General features: G+C 59.4%; 20 protein-coding genes. 16 read left to right on the forward strand and 4 right to left on the reverse strand.

Going from position 1 to position 17,709, the window contains the following annotated elements; all coding sequences use genetic code 11:
• Nucleotides 1-115 precede the first annotated feature (115 nt).
• From eutH to eutR, 7 genes are read left to right on the forward strand one after another with little or no spacing between them, the layout of a single operon-like run.
• Entirely contained in the window at nucleotides 116-1,348 is a 1,233-nt protein-coding gene (gene eutH / locus LPQ25_RS06890; RefSeq protein ID WP_004149260.1) for an ethanolamine utilization protein EutH, read from the forward strand.
• On the forward strand, nucleotides 1,345-2,748 hold the full coding sequence (gene eutA / locus LPQ25_RS06895; protein WP_014907135.1) for an ethanolamine ammonia-lyase reactivating factor EutA: 1,404 nt from the start codon (nucleotides 1,345-1,347) through the stop codon (nucleotides 2,746-2,748). The genes eutH and eutA overlap by 4 nt, the downstream gene beginning before the upstream one ends.
• Before the next feature lie 11 nt (nucleotides 2,749-2,759).
• Nucleotides 2,760-4,121, forward strand: a complete 1,362-nt coding sequence (gene eutB / locus LPQ25_RS06900) for an ethanolamine ammonia-lyase subunit alpha (RefSeq protein WP_004152001.1) — start codon at nucleotides 2,760-2,762, stop codon at nucleotides 4,119-4,121.
• Between the two features lie 20 nt (nucleotides 4,122-4,141).
• The gene (eutC, locus tag LPQ25_RS06905; protein WP_004174901.1) at nucleotides 4,142-5,041 is read left to right on the forward strand and encodes an ethanolamine ammonia-lyase subunit EutC; all 900 of its coding nucleotides are present in this window, start codon (nucleotides 4,142-4,144) and stop codon (nucleotides 5,039-5,041) included.
• Between the two features lie 9 nt (nucleotides 5,042-5,050).
• A complete protein-coding gene (gene eutL / locus LPQ25_RS06910) occupies nucleotides 5,051-5,710 on the forward strand; it encodes an ethanolamine utilization microcompartment protein EutL (RefSeq protein ID WP_004174905.1) in 660 nt (219 codons plus the stop codon).
• Between the two features lie 11 nt (nucleotides 5,711-5,721).
• Entirely contained in the window at nucleotides 5,722-6,207 is a 486-nt protein-coding gene (gene eutK / locus LPQ25_RS06915) for an ethanolamine utilization microcompartment protein EutK (RefSeq protein WP_004213215.1), read from the forward strand.
• A 45-nt stretch (nucleotides 6,208-6,252) separates the two neighbouring features.
• Complete coding sequence (eutR, locus tag LPQ25_RS06920) at nucleotides 6,253-7,305, forward strand: HTH-type transcriptional regulator EutR (protein WP_002913642.1); 1,053 nt, start codon at nucleotides 6,253-6,255, stop codon at nucleotides 7,303-7,305.
• 43 nt (nucleotides 7,306-7,348) lie between these two features.
• Here the strand turns inward: eutR and hemF are convergent, their stop codons facing one another.
• Together hemF and amiA are read right to left on the reverse strand one after the other, a co-directional pair.
• Entirely contained in the window at nucleotides 7,349-8,248 is a 900-nt protein-coding gene (gene hemF / locus LPQ25_RS06925) for an oxygen-dependent coproporphyrinogen oxidase (protein WP_014907136.1), read from the reverse strand.
• Nucleotides 8,248-9,120, reverse strand: a complete 873-nt coding sequence (gene amiA / locus LPQ25_RS06930) for an N-acetylmuramoyl-L-alanine amidase AmiA (protein WP_002913639.1) — start codon at nucleotides 9,118-9,120, stop codon at nucleotides 8,248-8,250. Before amiA ends, hemF begins: the two co-directional genes overlap by 1 nt.
• Before the next feature lie 211 nt (nucleotides 9,121-9,331).
• Between amiA and LPQ25_RS06935 the strand changes: the two genes are divergently transcribed.
• The 4 genes from LPQ25_RS06935 to LPQ25_RS06950 all read left to right on the forward strand — a co-directional run bounded on the left by LPQ25_RS06935 (nucleotide 9,332) and on the right by LPQ25_RS06950 (nucleotide 11,824).
• Nucleotides 9,332-9,757 carry a GNAT family acetyltransferase gene (locus LPQ25_RS06935; RefSeq protein WP_002913637.1) on the forward strand — a complete coding sequence of 142 codons (426 nt, stop codon included), beginning with the start codon at nucleotides 9,332-9,334 and terminating at the stop codon, nucleotides 9,755-9,757.
• The gene (locus tag LPQ25_RS06940; RefSeq protein ID WP_002913635.1) at nucleotides 9,744-10,193 is read left to right on the forward strand and encodes a DUF2919 domain-containing protein; all 450 of its coding nucleotides are present in this window, start codon (nucleotides 9,744-9,746) and stop codon (nucleotides 10,191-10,193) included. The genes LPQ25_RS06935 and LPQ25_RS06940 overlap by 14 nt, the downstream gene beginning before the upstream one ends.
• Before the next feature lie 61 nt (nucleotides 10,194-10,254).
• Nucleotides 10,255-10,830 carry an RpoE-regulated lipoprotein gene (locus tag LPQ25_RS06945; protein ID WP_014907137.1) on the forward strand — a complete coding sequence of 192 codons (576 nt, stop codon included), beginning with the start codon at nucleotides 10,255-10,257 and terminating at the stop codon, nucleotides 10,828-10,830.
• A 94-nt stretch (nucleotides 10,831-10,924) separates the two neighbouring features.
• Complete coding sequence (locus tag LPQ25_RS06950) at nucleotides 10,925-11,824, forward strand: Dyp-type peroxidase (protein WP_004145614.1); 900 nt, start codon at nucleotides 10,925-10,927, stop codon at nucleotides 11,822-11,824.
• Nucleotides 11,825-11,978: 154 nt separating this feature from the next.
• Here LPQ25_RS06950 and LPQ25_RS27360 read toward each other — a convergent pair whose 3' ends face one another.
• Complete coding sequence (locus LPQ25_RS27360) at nucleotides 11,979-12,188, reverse strand: DUF559 domain-containing protein (protein WP_349815751.1); 210 nt, start codon at nucleotides 12,186-12,188, stop codon at nucleotides 11,979-11,981.
• 275 nt (nucleotides 12,189-12,463) lie between these two features.
• Between LPQ25_RS27360 and cysP the strand changes: the two genes are divergently transcribed.
• The 5 genes from cysP to cysM all read left to right on the forward strand — a co-directional run bounded on the left by cysP (nucleotide 12,464) and on the right by cysM (nucleotide 17,302).
• A complete protein-coding gene (gene cysP / locus LPQ25_RS06960) occupies nucleotides 12,464-13,480 on the forward strand; it encodes a thiosulfate/sulfate ABC transporter substrate-binding protein CysP (RefSeq protein ID WP_002913628.1) in 1,017 nt (338 codons plus the stop codon).
• Nucleotides 13,480-14,313, forward strand: coding sequence for a sulfate/thiosulfate ABC transporter permease CysT (gene cysT / locus LPQ25_RS06965; RefSeq protein ID WP_002913626.1), 834 nt, complete (start codon nucleotides 13,480-13,482; stop codon nucleotides 14,311-14,313). Before cysP ends, cysT begins: the two co-directional genes overlap by 1 nt.
• Entirely contained in the window at nucleotides 14,313-15,188 is an 876-nt protein-coding gene (gene cysW, locus LPQ25_RS06970) for a sulfate/thiosulfate ABC transporter permease CysW (RefSeq protein ID WP_002913625.1), read from the forward strand. The genes cysT and cysW overlap by 1 nt, the downstream gene beginning before the upstream one ends.
• Nucleotides 15,178-16,272, forward strand: a complete 1,095-nt coding sequence (gene cysA, locus LPQ25_RS06975; protein ID WP_002913623.1) for a sulfate/thiosulfate ABC transporter ATP-binding protein CysA — start codon at nucleotides 15,178-15,180, stop codon at nucleotides 16,270-16,272. The genes cysW and cysA overlap by 11 nt, the downstream gene beginning before the upstream one ends.
• A 118-nt stretch (nucleotides 16,273-16,390) precedes the next feature.
• Nucleotides 16,391-17,302, forward strand: a complete 912-nt coding sequence (cysM, locus tag LPQ25_RS06980) for a cysteine synthase CysM (RefSeq protein WP_014907138.1) — start codon at nucleotides 16,391-16,393, stop codon at nucleotides 17,300-17,302.
• Here cysM and LPQ25_RS06985 read toward each other — a convergent pair.
• The gene (locus LPQ25_RS06985; RefSeq protein WP_004174913.1) at nucleotides 17,299-17,694 is read right to left on the reverse strand and encodes a YybH family protein; all 396 of its coding nucleotides are present in this window, start codon (nucleotides 17,692-17,694) and stop codon (nucleotides 17,299-17,301) included. The genes cysM and LPQ25_RS06985 overlap by 4 nt on opposite strands.
• Nucleotides 17,695-17,709: the final 15 nt, after the last annotated feature.

The raw sequence follows: 17,709 nt of genomic DNA on the forward strand, positions 1-17,709 counted from the left end.
TATGCCGTAGCCCGGGTAAGGCGTTCACGCCGCGGCCCGGGAAAGTCGCCTGAGTGCGGCTAATGTCCCGGTATTCACAGTATCTACAAATCATAAATGACAGGGAGTAAGGGCTATGGGAATTAACGAAATCATCATGTACATCATGATGTTCTTTATGCTGATTGCCGCCGTGGACAGGATCCTGTCGCAGTTCGGCGGCTCGGCGCGCTTTCTCGGCAAACTGGGGAAAAGCATTGAGGGATCCGGCGGTCAGTTTGAAGAAGGGTTTATGGCGATGGGCGCGCTGGGCCTGGCGATGGTCGGGATGACCGCCCTGGCGCCAGTGCTGGCTCATCTGCTTGGTCCGGTGATTATTCCGCTGTATGAGATGCTCGGCGCCAACCCGTCGATGTTCGCCGGCACGCTGCTGGCGTGCGACATGGGCGGTTTCTTCCTCGCTAAAGAACTCGCGGGCGGCGACGTGGCGGCCTGGATGTACTCAGGCCTGATCCTCGGCTCTATGATGGGGCCGACCATTGTGTTCTCCATTCCGGTGGCGCTCGGCATTATCGAACCAACCGATCGCCGCTGGCTGGCGCTCGGCGTGCTGGCGGGCATTGTCACCATTCCCATCGGCTGTATCGCCGGCGGTCTGGTGGCGATGTATTCCGGGGTGGAGATCAACGGCCAGCCGGTAGAGTTTACCTTCGCGCTGATCCTGATGAATATGATCCCGGTGATCATCGTCGCCGTGCTGGTGGCGCTGGGGCTGAAGTTTATTCCGGAAAAAATGATCAACGGCTTCCAGATCTTCGCCAAATTCCTCGTGGCGCTGATCACCATCGGCCTGGCGGCGGCGGTGATCAAGTTCCTGCTCGGCTGGGAGCTGATCCCGGGGCTCGATCCGATCTTTATGGCGCCTGGCGACCAGCCCGGCGAGGTGATGCGCGCCATCGAAGTCATTGGCTCTATCTCCTGCGTGCTGCTCGGCGCTTACCCGATGGTGCTCCTGCTGACCCGCTGGTTTGAAAAACCGCTGATGCGCGTTGGTAATCTGCTAAAAATCAACAATATGGCTGCCGGCGGCATGGTCGCTACCCTGGCGAACAATATCCCGATGTTCGGCATGATGAAGCAGATGGATACCCGCGGGAAAGTGATCAACTGCGCCTTCTCGGTGTCAGCGGCGTTCGCCCTCGGCGACCATCTCGGTTTTGCGGCGGCCAATATGAACGCCATGATCTTTCCGATGATTGTCGGCAAGCTGGTCGGCGGCGTTACCGCGATTGGCGTGGCGATGCTGCTGGTGCCAAAAGATGAAAACGTACCGGCGCCTGCCAACAACGAAGCGGAGGCGCACTCGTGAACACGCGCCAGCTGTTGAGCGTCGGTATTGATATCGGCACCACCACCACGCAGGTGATCTTCTCGCGCCTCGAGCTGGTGAACCGCGCGGCGGTTTCCCAGGTGCCGCGTTATGAATTCATCAAACGCGACATTAGCTGGCAAAGCCCGGTCTTCTTTACGCCGGTTGATAAAAAGGGAGAATTGAAAGAGGCCGAGCTTGAGGCGCTGATTCTGGCTCAGTACCGGGCCGCAGGGATCGCTCCACAAGCGGTGGATTCCGGGGCGATCATCATCACCGGCGAAAGCGCGAAAACCCGCAATGCCCGCCCGGCGGTGATGGCGCTCTCGCAGTCGCTGGGCGATTTTGTCGTCGCCAGCGCCGGGCCGCATCTGGAGTCGGTCATTGCCGGACACGGCGCCGGGGCGCAGACCCTGTCCCGGCAGCGGATGTGCCGGGTGCTCAATATCGATATTGGCGGCGGTACCTCGAACTATGCCCTGTTTGACGCCGGAAACGTCAGCGCCACCGCCTGCCTCAACGTCGGCGGCCGCCTGCTGGAAACCGACGCTCAGGGGCGCGTGGTCCACGCGCACCCGCCGGGGCAGCGGATTGTCGATGCGCTGTTTGGCGCCGGCACTAACGCCCTGGCGCTGACCGCCGGGCAGCTGGCGCAGGTGGCGCGCCGGATGGCGGAGCTGATCGTCGAGGTGATCGACGGCACCCTCTCACCGCTGGCGCAGGGGCTGATGCAAACCGAAGTACTGCCTGCGGGTATTCAGCCGGAGGTGATTACCCTTTCCGGCGGAGTGGGGGAGTGCTACCGCCATCAGCCCGCCGATCCTTTCTGTTTTTCCGATATCGGGCCGCTGCTGGCCACGGCCCTGCATGAGCATCCGCGCCTGCGTGAGATGAACGTGCAGTTTCCGACGCAAACCGTGCGCGCCACGGTGATTGGCGCCGGGGCGCATACCCTGTCCCTGTCCGGGAGCACCATCTGGCTGGAGGGGGTTCCATTGCCGCTGCGCAATCTGCCGGTGGCTATCCCGCAGGATGCCGCCGATCTGCCGAACGCCTGGCTCCAGGCGCTGACGCAGCTCGATCTGGCCCCCGAGGCGGACGCTTACGTGCTGGCGCTTCCCGCTTCACTTCCGGTGCGCTACGCCACCTTACTGACTGTAATTGACGCCCTGCTGGCGTTTGTCGCCCGCTTTCCCAATCCCCGTCCGCTGCTGCTGGTGGCCGAGCAGGATTTTGGCAAAGCGCTGGGCATGCTGCTGCGGCCACAGCTTCCACACCTTCCGCTGGCGGTCATCGATGAGGTGAGCATCCGGGCGGGAGACTATATCGACATTGGTACGCCTCTTTTTGGCGGATCGGTTGTGCCGGTGACGGTGAAATCACTCGCATTTCCTTCCTGAGGGAACGACTTATGAAACTAAAGACCACATTGTTCGGCAATGTTTATCAGTTTAAGGATGTAAAAGAGGTGCTGGCGAAAGCCAACGAACTGCGTTCGGGGGATGTGCTGGCGGGGGTAGCGGCGGAGAGTTCGCAGCAGCGCGTGGCCGCCAAGCAGGTGCTCTCCGATATGACGGTGGCCGATATCCGTAATAACCCGGTGATCCCGTATGAGGAGGACTGCGTTACGCGCCTGATCCAGGATGACGTGAACGAAACCGCCTATCAGCGGATTAAACACTGGACCATCAGCGACCTGCGGGAATACGTGCTCAACGACGAGGTCACCAGCGACGATATCGCCTTTGTCCGCAAAGGGCTGACCTCCGAGGTGGTGGCTGCGGTGGCCAAGATCTGCTCCAACGCCGATCTGATCTACGGCGGTAAAAAAATGCCGGTGATCAAAAAAGCCAATACCACCATCGGTCTGCCGGGGACCTTTAGCTGCCGCCTGCAGCCGAACGATACCCGCGACGATGTGCAGAGTATTGCCGCGCAAATCTATGAAGGGCTCTCCTTCGGCGCGGGCGACGCGGTGATTGGCGTCAACCCGGTCACTGACGACGTGGAGAACCTGAGCCGGGTGCTGGATACGGTGTACGGGGTGATCGACAAGTTTAACATCCCGACCCAGGGCTGCGTGCTGGCGCACGTCACCACCCAGATTGAAGCCATCCGCCGCGGCGCGCCGGGGGGGCTTATCTTCCAGAGCATCTGCGGCAGTGAAAAAGGGCTTAAAGAGTTCGGCGTCGAGCTGGCGATGCTCGATGAAGCGCGGGCGGTGGGGGCGGAGTTTAACCGCATCGCCGGGGAGAACTGTCTTTACTTTGAAACCGGGCAGGGCTCGGCGCTTTCCGCGGGCGCTAACTTCGGCGCCGATCAGGTGACCATGGAAGCGCGTAACTATGGCCTGGCGCGGCACTACGATCCGTTCCTCGTCAACACCGTGGTGGGCTTTATCGGGCCGGAGTATCTCTATAACGACCGGCAAATCATTCGCGCCGGACTGGAAGACCACTTTATGGGCAAGCTGAGCGGCATCTCAATGGGCTGCGACTGCTGCTATACCAACCATGCCGATGCCGACCAGAATCTCAACGAAAACCTGATGATCCTGCTGGCGACCGCAGGCTGCAACTACATCATGGGCATGCCGCTCGGCGACGACATCATGCTCAACTACCAGACCACCGCCTTCCACGATACCGCGACCGTGCGCCAGCTGCTGGGCCTGCGGCCGTCGCCGGAGTTTGAACGCTGGCTGGAAACGATGGGCATTATGGCAAATGGTCGCCTGACCAAACGGGCGGGCGATCCGTCACTGTTCTTCTGATGACGCGGGGATGACACATCATGGATCAAAAACAGATTGAAGACATTGTACGCAGCGTAATGGCGTCAATGGGACAACCACAGTCGCAGCCGCAGGCCCCCGCAGCGTCGACGCCGGCCTGCCATGCCGCCTGCGCCAGCGAAGCGGTGGTGGAAAGCTGCGCGCTGGACCTGGGCTCAGCGGAAGCGAAAGCCTGGATTGGCGTACAACATCCGCACCGCGCCGAAGTACTGACCGAACTAAAACGCAGTACCGCGGCGCGCGTTTGCACCGGCCGCGCCGGCCCGCGTCCGCGCACTCAGGCGCTGCTGCGCTTCCTGGCCGATCACTCGCGCTCGAAAGACACGGTGCTCAAAGAGGTGCCGGAAGCGTGGGTGAAAGCGCAGGGGCTGCTGGAAGTGCGTTCCGAGATTAGCGATAAGAACCTCTACCTGACGCGTCCGGATATGGGCCGTCGCCTCAGTCCGGAAGCGATTGATGCGCTGAAGGCGCAGTGCGTGATGGATCCGGATGTGCAGGTGGTGGTGTCCGATGGCCTGTCGACGGATGCCATCACCGCCAACTACGAAGAGATCCTGCCGCCGCTGCTTGCCGGCCTGAAACAGGCGGGTCTGAAGGTCGGGACGCCGTTCTTCGTGCGCTATGGCCGCGTCAAGATTGAAGATCAGATCGGCGAGATCCTCGGCGCGAAGGTGGTGATCCTGCTGGTTGGCGAGCGCCCGGGGCTCGGCCAGTCGGAGAGCCTCTCCTGCTACGCGGTGTACTCCCCGCGGGTGGCGACCACCGTCGAGGCCGACCGAACCTGTATCTCCAATATCCACCAGGGCGGCACCCCGCCGGTAGAAGCCGCCGCGGTGATCGTGGATTTAGCCAAACGCATGCTGGAGCAGAAAGCCTCCGGCATCAACATGAGCCGTTAAGGAGGCATCATGCCAGCATTAGATTTGATTCGACCCTCGGTCACCGCGATGCGCGTGATTGCCTCGGTGAATGACGGTTTCGCGCGCGAGCTTAAATTACCGTCGCATATACGTAGCCTCGGACTCATCACGGCAGATTCTGACGATGTGACGTATATTGCCGCCGACGAAGCGACAAAGCAGGCGATGGTGGAGGTGGTCTATGGCCGCTCCCTCTACGCCGGTGCGGCCCATGGTCCGTCGCCTACCGCCGGCGAAGTACTGATCATGCTTGGCGGCCCGAACCCGGCGGAAGTTCGCGCCGGGCTGGATGCCATGATGGCGCATATTGAAGGTGGGGCGGCATTCCAGTGGGCTAACGACGCGCAAGATACCGCCTTTCTGGCGCACGTGGTGTCGCGTACCGGCTCTTATCTTTCATCGGCCGCTGGCATCGCGTTGGGCGATCCGATCGCTTATCTGGTGGCGCCGCCGCTGGAGGCGACGTTTGGTATCGATGCGGCGATGAAGTCGGCCGACGTTCAGCTGGTGACCTACGTCCCGCCGCCATCGGAAACCAACTATTCGGCCGCCTTTTTGACGGGAAGCCAGGCCGCCTGTAAAGCCGCCTGCAATGCCTTTACCGATGCCGTTCTCGATATTGCCCGTCATCCTGTACAGCGTGCGTAATGGAGGGAGCGATGATCAATGCGCTGGGATTGCTCGAAGTGGAGGGCATGGTCGCGGCTATAGACGCTGCGGATGCCATGCTTAAGGCGGCCAATGTGCGCCTGCTCAGTCATGAAGTGCTCGACCCGGGCAGGTTAACGCTGGTGGTGGAGGGCGACCTGGCGGCCTGCCGCGCCGCGCTGGATGCCGGGTCCGCCGCTGCCCGGCGGACCGGCTGCGTGATCAGCCGTCGGGAAATTGGTCGCCCGGAAGAGGATACCCAGCGGCTGATCGGCGGTTTTCAGCCACCGCCGCCAGCGCCCATGCCGCCTGCTGACCCGGCTTCATCGGAAGCCTTACTGACGCTGCTGGCTTCAGTTCGTCAGGGCATGACGGCCGGCGAGGTCGCCGCGCATTTTGCCTGGCCGCTGGATAAGGCCCGCCAGGCGCTGGAGCAGCTCTTTTCCGCAGGGACGCTACGAAAACGCAGTAGCCGCTATCGTCTCAAAAATCCATAACCTGTCGGAGGTGCCGGGAGCGGCTTGCCCCCGGCTTTAACGATTATGAAAAAGCGTCGTTCTGCAAATTTGCACCATCTCTGTTGCGAGGCGTTGCCGGAAGACACCAGGCTGACGCCTCAGGTTGAAATTGACAATATTCATCAACGACACACAACCGATGTGTATGAGCACGCCCTGACCATTACCGCCTGGCAACAGATCTACGATCAGCTGCATCCGGGGCAGTTTCGCGGCGAATTTACCGAAATCCTGCTCGATGAGATCCAGGTCTTCCGCGAATATACCGGGCTGGCGCTGCGCCAGTCCTGCCTGGTCTGGCCGAACTCCTTCTGGTTTGGCATTCCGGCGACCCGGGGTGAACAAGGTTTTATCGGCTCGCAGTGTCTGGGCCGGGCAGAAATCGCCACCCGTCCCGGCGGTACGGAGTTCGAGCTCAGCACGCCGGATGATTACACCATTCTCGGAGTAGTGATTTCGCAGGAGGTGATTGCGCGTCACGCCAGTTTCCTGCACCACCCGGAACGGGTGCTACATATGCTACGCAACCAGTCAGCGCTGGCGGTCCGCGAGCCGCATAAGGCCGCGCTGTGGGGGTTTGTCCAGCAGGCGCTGGCCACCTTTAGCGAGCATCCGGATACCCTTCATCAGCCGGCCGTGCGTAAAGTCCTGCGGGATAATCTGTTGCTGGCGATGGGCACGATGCTGGAAGAAGCGCAGCCGATGGTAAGTGCAGAGAGCGTCAGCCACCAGAGCTACCGCCGCCTGCTGGCGCAGGCGCGCGAATATGTGCTGGAAAACAGCGCGGAGCCGTTAACCGTTCTCGATCTGTGCCAGCAGCTGTACGTCAGCCGTCGCACCTTGCAGAACGCCTTCCATGCGATACTGGGGATTGGTCCTAACGCCTGGCTCAAACGGATCCGCCTGAACGCCGTGCGTCGGGAGCTGATAAGCCCCTGGTCAGAGCGCGAGACGGTCAAGGAGGCGGCCATGCAGTGGGGATTCTGGCATTTGGGGCAGTTCGCCACCGACTATCAGCAGCTGTTTGCTGAGAAACCGTCGATGACGCTGCACCATCGCCTGCGCCAGTGGGTGTGAGGGAAGAGACTCCGCTACCGGGTGGCCAGCCGCCATCCGGCCGTTACAGCCAGTCGCGCACCTGAATAAACTCGCTCAGCGCCGCCTCGGGGCTGCCGGGCTCGGGCTGATAATCATATTCCCAGCGCACCAGCGGCGGCATCGACATCAGAATCGACTCCGTACGCCCGCCGGTCTGCAGACCGAACAGGGTGCCGCGGTCCCAGACCAGATTGAACTCGACATAGCGGCCGCGACGGTAGAGTTGAAAGTGGCGCTCGCGTTCGCTGTACGGCGTGGCTTTCCGGCGTTCGACGATAGGTAAATAGGCGTCAGCATAGCCGTTCCCGACCGCCTGCATAAAGGCGAAGCAGTGGTCAAAATCCGGGGTGTTCAGGTCGTCAAAGAACAGACCGCCGATGCCGCGCTGCTCCTGGCGGTGCTTGAGATAGAAGTAATCATCGCACCATTTTTTATAACGCGGATAGACTTCCTCGCCGAACGGCAGACACAGATCGCGGGCGGTACGATGCCAGTGGACGGCATCCTCTTCAAAGCCGTAGTAAGGGGTTAAATCAAAGCCGCCGCCGAACCACCACACCGGGTCGGCGCCAGGCTTTTCGGCAATAAAGAACCGCACGTTGGCATGGCTGGTGGGCACGTAGGGGTTCAGCGGATGAACCACCAGCGAGACGCCCATGGCTTCAAAACTGCGTCCGGCCAGCTCCGGGCGGTGCGCGGTGGCGGAGGCAGGCATGGCGTCGCCATGGACGTGGGAAAAGTTGACCCCCGCCTGCTCGAACACCCGGCCTTCGCGCAGCACCCGGCTGCGTCCGCCGCCACCGCCTTCCCGCTGCCAGGCATCTTCAATAAACGGCGCGCCATCCACGGCGCTCAGCTGCTGACAGAGGTTGTCCTGGAGCTGGAGCAGAAAAGTTTTTACCTGCGCGGCATCGGGTTTCATTAACGTCTCTTCGAATGGGCTTTCTGGTTATCGAACCAGTGGAAATAGCTGATAATGCCGTTGGCAATCGCGGTGGCGATTTTCTGCCGGAAGGCGGTGGTGCCGAGCAGTTTCTCCTCGTTCGGGTTGGTGATAAACGAGGTTTCCACCAGCACGGACGGTATGGATGGTGACTTCAGCACCACGAACGCCGCCTGCTCGGTATTGCGGCTGTGCAGCTTATGTACCGGCTTGATCTTTTTCAGGATATGCGAGCCCAGCGTCAGGCTGTTTTTGATGGTGTCGGTCTGCACCAGATCGAACAGTACCTGCTGCAGCAGATGGTCTTTATCCGTCGCTTTCTTACCGGCGACCTCATCGGCGCGGTTTTCGCGATCGGAGAGGTATTTCGCCATGGCGCTACTGGCGCCGCGGTTTGACAGGGCGAACACCGAGGCGCCGGCGGCGCTCGGGTTGGTAAAACCATCGGCGTGGATTGACATAAACAGATCGGCGCCGTGCTGATGGGCGATCTCCACGCGGTCGTACAGCGGGATAAAGGTATCCCCGGTGCGGGTCAGGCGGGCGTCGATGCCGTTGCTGCGCAAAATGCTGCGCACGTTCTTAGCGATCGCCAACACCACATGCTTCTCTTTCGAGCCGTTATGGCCGATAGCGCCGGTATCGATGCCGCCGTGGCCCGGATCTAACATTACAATCCGGCGACCCCCGGCCTTTTTGGCGGCGGGTTTGCTATGTCCATTTGACGTTTTCAGTGGCTGTTCTTTTGCGCTGACCTGTGAGGCGACGCCGCTCAGCGTCATCGCAGCCAGCCCGGCTTTCAGCACCTGACGGCGCGAAGCAAGTATTTTTAAGGGTTTAAAAGTGCTCATTCGGCCTGAATTGTAAACAAGTGATGTCCAATGTTATATCGTATCGCGTTTGCCGTTACGACCATTCAAAATAAGAATTGTTTTACTTTTCATTTCAATACATGACAAAGTCATATTATGCCATTTTTTGTCGCTGATTTCGCCTGATATTGGCTATCAGTTATATTCGCGCCATAATCACTGTTTTTAACCGTCAATGGTGGGGAATACCATGGAGATTCGCGTTTTTCGCCAGCAGGATTTCGAAGAGGTTGTGACGCTGTGGGAGCGCTGCGATCTGCTGCGCCCGTGGAACGATCCGGAGATGGATATTGAGCGCAAGCTGAATCACGACGTCAGCCTGTTTCTGGTGGCGGAAGTGAATGGCGAAGTGGTCGGCACGGTGATGGGCGGATATGACGGTCATCGCGGATCGGCCTATTATCTCGGCGTCCATCCGGAATATCGCGGCCGGGGTATCGCGAACGCGCTGCTCAACCGTCTGGAGAAAAAGCTGATTGCCCGCGGCTGCCCGAAAATCAACATTATGGTCCGTGAAGACAATGATGTGGTGCAGGGAATGTACGAGCGGTTGGGCTATGAGTACGCCGATGTCCTGACCCTGGGCAAGCGCCTGATCGAAGATGAAGAATACTGAGTTTATCCCCGCCGATTTTGATGCCCATGGCCGTCTGCGCCTGCCTTTGCTTTTCTGGTGCGTGCTGTTGTTGCAGGCCCGCACGTGGGTGCTGTTTTTGATGGCCGGCGCATCGCGCCAGCAGGGCGACGCGATTCTTAATCTGTTCTATCCCGATCACGAGCGCTTCTGGCTTGGTTTACTGCCAGGCGTGCCGGCGGTGCTGGCCTTTCTGCTTAGCGGCTATCGTCAGCGCCTGCCGCGCCTGTGGCGGGCGATGCGCTGGCTGCTGGTGCTATCGCAAGTGCTGCTGTTGCTGTGGCAGCCGATGCTATGGCTGAGCGGCGAATCTCCCTCCTCGTTGACCATTGCGCTGCTGGTCGCGGATGGCTATGCCCTGTGGTGGCTGTTAACCAGCCGTCGCCTGGGCGCCTGTTTTCACCAGACCACCTTTTAATGGCACTTTTTGCCGATCGTGAACTCCAACATGCGTTGAATGACTCAGAAAGGATTGAGATATGAAATCGCTACGTGTAATGCTCTGTGCGCTTCCGCTGGCGCTGACCGGCTGCTCCACGATGAGCGCAGTCAACTGGTCGGCGGCCTATCCGTGGAACTGGTTTGGCGCTTCCACCGAGGTGACCGAGCAGGGAGTGGGTAAACTGACGGCTTCCACGCCGCTCAATGAACAGGCGATTAGCGATGCGCTGGGCAGCGACTACCGTTTACGCAGCGGAATGAAGACCGATAAGGGCAATATCGTCCACTGCTTTGAAGCGCTGAAAAACAACAGCGTGGCGCTGACCATCAATGGCGACAACGGTGCTATCAGCCGGATTGACGTGCGTGATGCGGATATCAAAACCGCCAGCGGCGTGAAAATCGGCACACCGTTTAGCGACCTGTACAGCAAAGCCTTCGGCAACTGCCAGAAAGGCAGCCATGACAACGGGGCGGTCGTCGAGTGTCAGGCCGAGGGGAGCCAGCATATCAGCTATGCCTTCACTGGCCACTGGAGCGGTCCGGACGAGCTGATGCCCTCCGACGATACGCTGAAAAACTGGAAGGTCAGCAAGATTATCTGGCGTCGCTAAATTGATCTGAAGAGACACGACAGCTCTGAAAAACGGTTACAATGGCGCGTTAGCAACGCGACAGCGTTGTGGTTGCATCATTTCAGGAGGAGCGATGTCTCAGGTTCAGAGCGGCATTTTGCCGGAACATTGCCGCGCGGCGATTTGGATTGAAGCCAATCTCAAAGGGGACGTTAACGCCCTGCGCGAAGCGAGCAAAATTTTTGTCGATAACGTGGCCACCTTCCAGGCTAAATTCCCCGACGCCAAACTCGGTGCGGTGGTGGCGTTCGGCAATAACGTCTGGCGTCAGCTGAGCGGCGGCGAAGGGGCGGATGAGTTAAAAGATTTCCCGGTCTATGGCAAAGGGCTGGCGCCGTCCACCCAGTATGACCTGCTGATTCATATTTTATCCGCCCGTCATGAAGTTAACTTCTCGGTGGCGCAGGCCGCGCTGGCCGCCTTTGGCGACGCTATCGACGTGAAAGAAGAGATCCACGGCTTCCGCTGGGTGGAAGAGCGTGACCTCAGCGGCTTCGTCGATGGCACCGAAAACCCGGCGGGGGAAGAAACCCGCCGCGAAGTGGCGGTCATTAAAGACGGCGTGGATGCGGGCGGCAGCTACGTGTTCGTCCAGCGCTGGGAGCATAATCTCAAACAGCTGAACCGCATGAGCGTGCCGGATCAGGAGATGATGATCGGCCGTACTAAAGACGCTAACGAAGAGATCGATGGCGATGAACGTCCGGTCACGTCGCACCTGAGCCGCGTGGACTTAAAAGAAGATGGCAAAGGGTTGAAAATCGTCCGTCAGAGCCTGCCGTACGGCACCGCCAGCGGCACCCATGGCCTCTATTTCTGCGCCTACTGCGCGCGCCTGTATAACATCGAGCAGCAGCTGCTGAGCATGTTTGGCGATACCGACGGTAAACGCGACGCGATGCTGCGCTTCACCAAACCGGTGACCGGCGGGTATTACTTCGCCCCGTCGCTGGAGCGTATCCAGGCGCTGTAATTTTTCCCCTCCCCCTAACCCTCTCCCCAAAGGGGAGAGGGGACGGTAAGGTGCGGCTATGGGATCTGCGTGCGGATTCTTTTACTCCCTCTCCCTCAGTCAGAGGGGAGGGGTGAGGGCATCGGCGACTCAGGCGCTTCAAGTATCCCCTCCATCACCGCATCACCATGCTCTTCAAACTTATTATTCCAGAAGCGTAAAACTCGCCATCCCTCGCTCTGTTGCCAGCGGGTGCGGCGTCATCGTGTTGGCCGCCGTCCAGTCCAATCGCCAGCCGTATTGCGCAGCAGGCGAAATCGAGAATATAGGGGCCAACGGGGTGCTGACGGCGAAACGTGTCGCTAGCAAAACGGCGGTTGCGCAGTCAGTACCCTGGTCGACGTTCTGCGGGCGTTAAGCTACGTCTGAGCTGACGAGCAAATATCTATATGTTTTTCATATAAACACAGTGCACGCCTGGCTGCCGTTTGTCACAATGACCCGTCTAATCTGCGAGCCGCTTTCAGCTATGCTTTGCCAGTTGCTTATTCCCTTTTCGACTTCCAAATCGCCAAACGGTATATAAAACCGTTACTCCTTTCGTACCCGTTATAAATATGATGATCATCAGAAAATGTTCAACGTTGATAAGGGTGCGCAATGGCCGTTAAATCACTGAAAAAAGGATATCTGGCGCTGGCGGCTTCCATGCTGCTGGTGGCGCAGGCGCAGGCGACGGAGCTGCTGAACAGCTCCTATGATGTCTCCCGCGAGCTGTTTGCCGCCCTTAACCCGCCTTTTGAGCAGCAGTGGGCGAAAGACAATGGCGGGGACAAGCTGACCATCAAGCAGTCGCATGCCGGTTCATCCAAGCAGGCACTGGCTATTTTGCAGGGCCTGAAGGCGGACGTGGTCACCTACAACCAGGTGACGGACGTGCAGATCCTGCATGACAAAGGCAACCTGATCCCGGCCGACTGGCAAAGCCGTCTGCCGAACAACAGCTCACCGTTCTATTCGACGATGGGTTTCCTGGTGCGTAAAGGCAATCCGAAAAACATTCATGACTGGAACGATCTGGTTCGCTCTGACGTCAAGCTGATCTTCCCGAACCCGAAAACCTCGGGTAACGCCCGATACACCTACCTGGCGGCATGGGGCGCGGCGGATAAAGCCGATGGCGGCGATAAAGCTAAAACCGAACAGTTTATGACTCAGTTTCTCAAGAACGTCGAAGTCTTTGACACCGGCGGGCGCGGAGCGACCACCACCTTCGCCGAGCGCGGCCTCGGCGATGTGCTGATTAGCTTCGAATCGGAAGTGAACAATATTCGCAAGCAGTATGAGGCGCAGGGATTTGAAGTGGTTATCCCGAAAACCAACATTCTGGCGGAGTTCCCGGTAGCCTGGGTCGATAAAAACGTCAAAGCCAATGGCACGGAAAAGGCGGCGAAAGCCTACCTGAACTGGCTCTATACGCCACAGGCGCAAACTATCATTACCGACTACTACTATCGGGTAAACAACCCGAAAGTGATGGATGCTCTGAAGGATAAATTCCCGCAGACCGAGCTGTTCCGCGTGGAAGATAAGTTTGGCTCCTGGCCTGAGGTGATGAAAACCCATTTCGCCAGCGGCGGCGAACTGGACAAACTGCTGGCGGCGGGGCGTAAGTAATGTTTGCTGTGTCGTCCAAGCGCGTGCTGCCGGGCTTTACCCTGAGCCTTGGCACCAGCCTGCTGTTTGTCTGTCTGATTTTGTTATTACCGCTCAGCGCGTTGGTGATGCAGCTGGCGCAGATGAGTTGGGCGCAGTACTGGGATGTGATCACCAACCCGCAGGTGGTGGCCGCCTATAAGGTGACGCTGCTGTCGGCGTTTGTGGCCTCGATTTTTAACGGCGTCTTTGGTCTGCTGATGGCCTGGATCCTGACCCGCTATCGTTTTCCGGGCCGCACGCTGCTGGATGCCTTAATGGACCTGCCGTTTGCGCTGCCGACGGCGGTAGCCGGTCTGACCCTGGCCTCGCTGTTTTCGGTGAACGGTATTTACGGGGAATGGCTGGCGAAGTTCGATATTAAAGTCACCTATACCTGGCTCGGTATCGCCGTGGCGATGGCCTTCACCAGCATCCCGTTTGTGGTACGCACCGTGCAGCCGGTGCTGGAAGAGTTGGGGCCCGAGTATGAGGAAGCGGCGGAAACGCTGGGCGCCACGCGCTGGCAGAGTTTCCGCAAGGTAGTGCTGCCGGAGCTGTCGCCGGCGCTGCTGGCGGGCATTGCTCTGTCGTTTACCCGCAGCCTCGGCGAATTCGGCGCGGTGATTTTTATCGCCGGTAACATCGCGTGGAAGACGGAAGTGACGTCGCTGATGATCTTTATTCGTCTGCAGGAGTTTGACTATCCGGCGGCGAGCGCCATCGCCTCGGTGATCCTGGCCGCCTCACTGCTGCTGCTGTTTTCCATCAATACCCTGCAGAGTCGCTTTGGTCGACGCGTGGTAGGTCACTAATGGCGGAAGTTACTCAATTGAAACGCTACGACGCGCCCCGTATCAACTGGGGAAAATGGTTTCTGATTGGCGTCGGGATGCTGGTCTCCGCCTTCATCCTTGTGGTGCCGATGCTCTACATCTTTATCCAGGCCTTCAGCAAAGGATTGATGCCGGTGCTGGAAAACCTGGCGAACCCGGACATGCTGCATGCCATCTGGCTGACGGTGATGATTGCGTTGATTACCGTACCGGTGAACCTGGTGTTCGGTACCTTGCTGGCCTGGCTGGTGACACGTTTTACCTTTCCGGGGCGCCAGCTGCTGCTGACGTTGCTGGATATCCCGTTCGCCGTCTCGCCGGTGGTGGCCGGTCTGGTGTATCTGCTGTTTTACGGCTCTAACGGTCCGCTGGGCGGCTGGCTTGACGCGCATAATCTGCAAATCATGTTCGCCTGGCCGGGCATGGTGCTGGCGACCATCTTTGTTACCTGTCCGTTTGTGGTGCGTGAGCTGGTGCCGGTGATGATGAGTCAGGGCAGTCATGAAGATGAGGCCGCGGTGCTGCTGGGCGCGTCCGGTTGGCAGATGTTCCGCCGGGTGACGTTGCCCAATATTCGCTGGGCGCTGCTGTACGGCGTGGTGCTGACCAACGCCCGCGCCATCGGCGAATTTGGCGCGGTGTCGGTGGTTTCCGGCTCGATCCGCGGCGAAACGCTGTCGCTGCCGCTGCAAATTGAACTACTGGAGCAGGATTACAACACCGTCGGCTCGTTTACCGCCGCTGCCCTGCTGACGTTAATGGCTATTCTGACCCTGTTTTTAAAGAGTATGTTGCAATGGCGTCTGGCCAATCAGAAAGAACGCGCGCAACAGGAGGGAAATCATGAGCATTGAGATTGCCAATATTAAGAAATCGTTTGGTCGCACCCAGGTGCTGAATGATATCTCGTTGGATATCCCTTCCGGACAAATGGTTGCGCTGCTGGGGCCCTCGGGCTCCGGAAAAACCACCCTGCTGCGAATTATCGCCGGTCTGGAGCATCAGACCAGCGGTCATATCCGCTTCCACGGTACCGACGTCAGCCGGATGCACGCTCGCGACCGTAAAGTGGGCTTCGTTTTCCAGCACTATGCGCTGTTCCGCCATATGACGGTGTTCGATAACATCGCCTTTGGCCTGACCGTGCTGCCGCGCCGCGAACGCCCCAATGCGGCGGCGATTAAAGCCAAGGTGACCAAACTGCTGGAGATGGTGCAGCTGGCCCATCTGGCGGATCGCTATCCGGCGCAGCTGTCCGGAGGCCAGAAGCAGCGCGTGGCGCTGGCGCGCGCCCTGGCGGTGGAGCCGCAAATTTTGCTGCTGGATGAACCTTTCGGTGCGCTGGATGCGCAGGTGCGTAAAGAGCTGCGCCGCTGGCTGCGTCAGCTGCATGAAGAGCTGAAATTCACCAGCGTGTTCGTCACCCACGATCAGGAAGAGGCGATGGAAGTTGCCGACCGGGTGGTGGTAATGAGCCAGGGCAACATCGAACAGGCCGATGCCCCGGAGCGCGTATGGCGTGAGCCGTCTACCCGTTTCGTGCTGGAGTTTATGGGGGAAGTGAACCGCCTGCAGGGGGTCATCCGCGGTGGACAGTTCCACGTCGGCGCCCACCGCTGGCCGTTAGGCTATACCCCGGCATACCAGGGGCCAGTGGACCTGTTCCTGCGCCCATGGGAAGTGGACATCAGCCGGCGGACCAGCCTGGATTCGCCGCTGCCGGTGCAGGTCCTGGAGGCCAGTCCGAAAGGGCACTACACCCAATTAGTCGTCCAGCCTCTGGGGTGGTATGACGAACCGCTGAGCGTGGTGTTAACGGGCGACGAGGCGCCGTCCCGCGGCGAACGGCTGTTCGTCGGGCTGCAAAACGCGCGTTTGTACAACGGTACCGAGCGTATCGAGCCGCGCGGCGAGCTTGCTCTGGCGGAGTCGGCCTGATAGCTTAAATCCATGTGCTTTTGCCGGGTGAGGCTCTGCTTACCCGGTCTGGAATTATCACGCGTCTGCCAGGCCGGGTAAGCGAAGCGCCGCCCGGCTTTTTTATTGAGTAAAAATCGTGAATACACTCGAACAAACCATCGGCAATACCCCTCTGGTCAAACTTCAGCGTCTGGGACCGGACAACGGCAGCGAAGTCTGGGTCAAACTCGAAGGCAATAATCCGGCCGGCTCGGTGAAAGATCGCGCCGCGCTGTCAATGATCGTTGAAGCGGAAAAGCGCGGCGAAATTCAGTCCGGAGACGTGCTGATCGAAGCGACCAGCGGCAACACCGGTATTGCGCTGGCGATGATCGCCGCGCTGAAAGGCTACCGGATGAAGCTGCTGATGCCCGACAACATGAGCCAGGAGCGTCGGGCCGCGATGCGCGCTTACGGCGCCGAGCTTATCCTGGTCAGCAAAGAGCAGGGGATGGAGGGTGCCCGCGACCTGGCTCTGGAGATGGCCCAGCGCGGCGAAGGCAAACTGCTCGATCAGTTTAACAACCCGGATAACCCCTACGCCCACTACACCACCACCGGCCCGGAAATCTGGCAGCAGACCGCGGGGCGTATCACCCACTTTGTCTCCAGTATGGGGACCACTGGCACCATTACCGGCGTGTCACGTTTTCTGCGTGAACAGAGTAAACCGGTGACCATTGTTGGCCTGCAGCCGGAAGAGGGGAGCAGTATTCCCGGGATCCGCCGCTGGCCGGCAGAGTATATGCCGGGGATCTTTAACGCTTCGCTGGTGGATACGGTGCTGGATATTCATCAGCAGGATGCCGAGAACACCATGCGTCAGCTGGCGGTGCGGGAAGGCATTTTCTGCGGCGTCAGTTCGGGCGGCGCGGTAGCGGGCGCGTTACGCATAGCCCGCGAAAATCCTGGCGCGGTGGTGGTGGCGATTGTCTGCGATCGCGGCGATCGTTACCTTTCCACCGGCGTGTTCGGCGAAGAACACTTTAGCCAGGGGGCGGGCATTTAATCATCAAGCAGGTCGGTGCCGTAGGAGTTATCGACGGTGCACAGCCAGCGTTCGCCCTGCTTCTGAAAGACATAGGTGGCGCGTCGCGTGACCTGGGATATCCCGTCCGCCGTCGGGATATCCAGCCGGGTCTCCATAATCACCAGCGCATTGCCGCCGCCTTCAATAACCTCCATTTTCCCTTGAGTCACCACCAGTCGGTGCTGGAAATAGTCGGCAATGGCGATAAAGGCTTTGCGGATATTCTCTTTCCCTCTGACCACCATGCCCGGTTTGACGACCAGCGCGGCGTCTTCTGCGTAATAACTCATCAGGGTATCGTAATCTTCCTGCGAGATAGCGCGATCGCAGGCTTCAATGACCGCTTTCAGTGCCGGGTCAGCGTGATGCATCTCTGGTGCTCCTTG

The organism is Klebsiella sp. KPN54798 (assembly GCF_021184225.1).
In the GTDB taxonomy this organism is placed as follows: Bacteria; Pseudomonadota; Gammaproteobacteria; order Enterobacterales; family Enterobacteriaceae; genus Klebsiella; species Klebsiella pneumoniae.

Excerpts from the sequence above, each read along its gene's own strand:
- eutH (WP_004149260.1), top strand. The coding sequence starts at position 116 with ATGGGAATTAACGAAATCATCATGTACATCATGATGTTCTTTATGCTG.
- eutB (WP_004152001.1), top strand. The coding sequence starts at position 2,760 with ATGAAACTAAAGACCACATTGTTCGGCAATGTTTATCAGTTTAAGGAT.
- eutC (WP_004174901.1), top strand. The coding sequence starts at position 4,142 with ATGGATCAAAAACAGATTGAAGACATTGTACGCAGCGTAATGGCGTCA.
- eutL (WP_004174905.1), top strand. The coding sequence starts at position 5,051 with ATGCCAGCATTAGATTTGATTCGACCCTCGGTCACCGCGATGCGCGTG.
- eutK (WP_004213215.1), top strand. The coding sequence starts at position 5,722 with ATGATCAATGCGCTGGGATTGCTCGAAGTGGAGGGCATGGTCGCGGCT.
- eutR (WP_002913642.1), top strand. The coding sequence starts at position 6,253 with ATGAAAAAGCGTCGTTCTGCAAATTTGCACCATCTCTGTTGCGAGGCG.
- hemF (WP_014907136.1), bottom strand. The coding sequence starts at position 8,248 with ATGAAACCCGATGCCGCGCAGGTAAAAACTTTTCTGCTCCAGCTCCAG.
- amiA (WP_002913639.1), bottom strand. The coding sequence starts at position 9,120 with ATGAGCACTTTTAAACCCTTAAAAATACTTGCTTCGCGCCGTCAGGTG.
- LPQ25_RS06935 (WP_002913637.1), top strand. The coding sequence starts at position 9,332 with ATGGAGATTCGCGTTTTTCGCCAGCAGGATTTCGAAGAGGTTGTGACG.
- LPQ25_RS06940 (WP_002913635.1), top strand. The coding sequence starts at position 9,744 with ATGAAGAATACTGAGTTTATCCCCGCCGATTTTGATGCCCATGGCCGT.
- LPQ25_RS06945 (WP_014907137.1), top strand. The coding sequence starts at position 10,255 with ATGAAATCGCTACGTGTAATGCTCTGTGCGCTTCCGCTGGCGCTGACC.
- LPQ25_RS06950 (WP_004145614.1), top strand. The coding sequence starts at position 10,925 with ATGTCTCAGGTTCAGAGCGGCATTTTGCCGGAACATTGCCGCGCGGCG.
- cysP (WP_002913628.1), top strand. The coding sequence starts at position 12,464 with ATGGCCGTTAAATCACTGAAAAAAGGATATCTGGCGCTGGCGGCTTCC.
- cysT (WP_002913626.1), top strand. The coding sequence starts at position 13,480 with ATGTTTGCTGTGTCGTCCAAGCGCGTGCTGCCGGGCTTTACCCTGAGC.
- cysW (WP_002913625.1), top strand. The coding sequence starts at position 14,313 with ATGGCGGAAGTTACTCAATTGAAACGCTACGACGCGCCCCGTATCAAC.
- cysA (WP_002913623.1), top strand. The coding sequence starts at position 15,178 with ATGAGCATTGAGATTGCCAATATTAAGAAATCGTTTGGTCGCACCCAG.
- LPQ25_RS06985 (WP_004174913.1), bottom strand. The coding sequence starts at position 17,694 with ATGCATCACGCTGACCCGGCACTGAAAGCGGTCATTGAAGCCTGCGAT.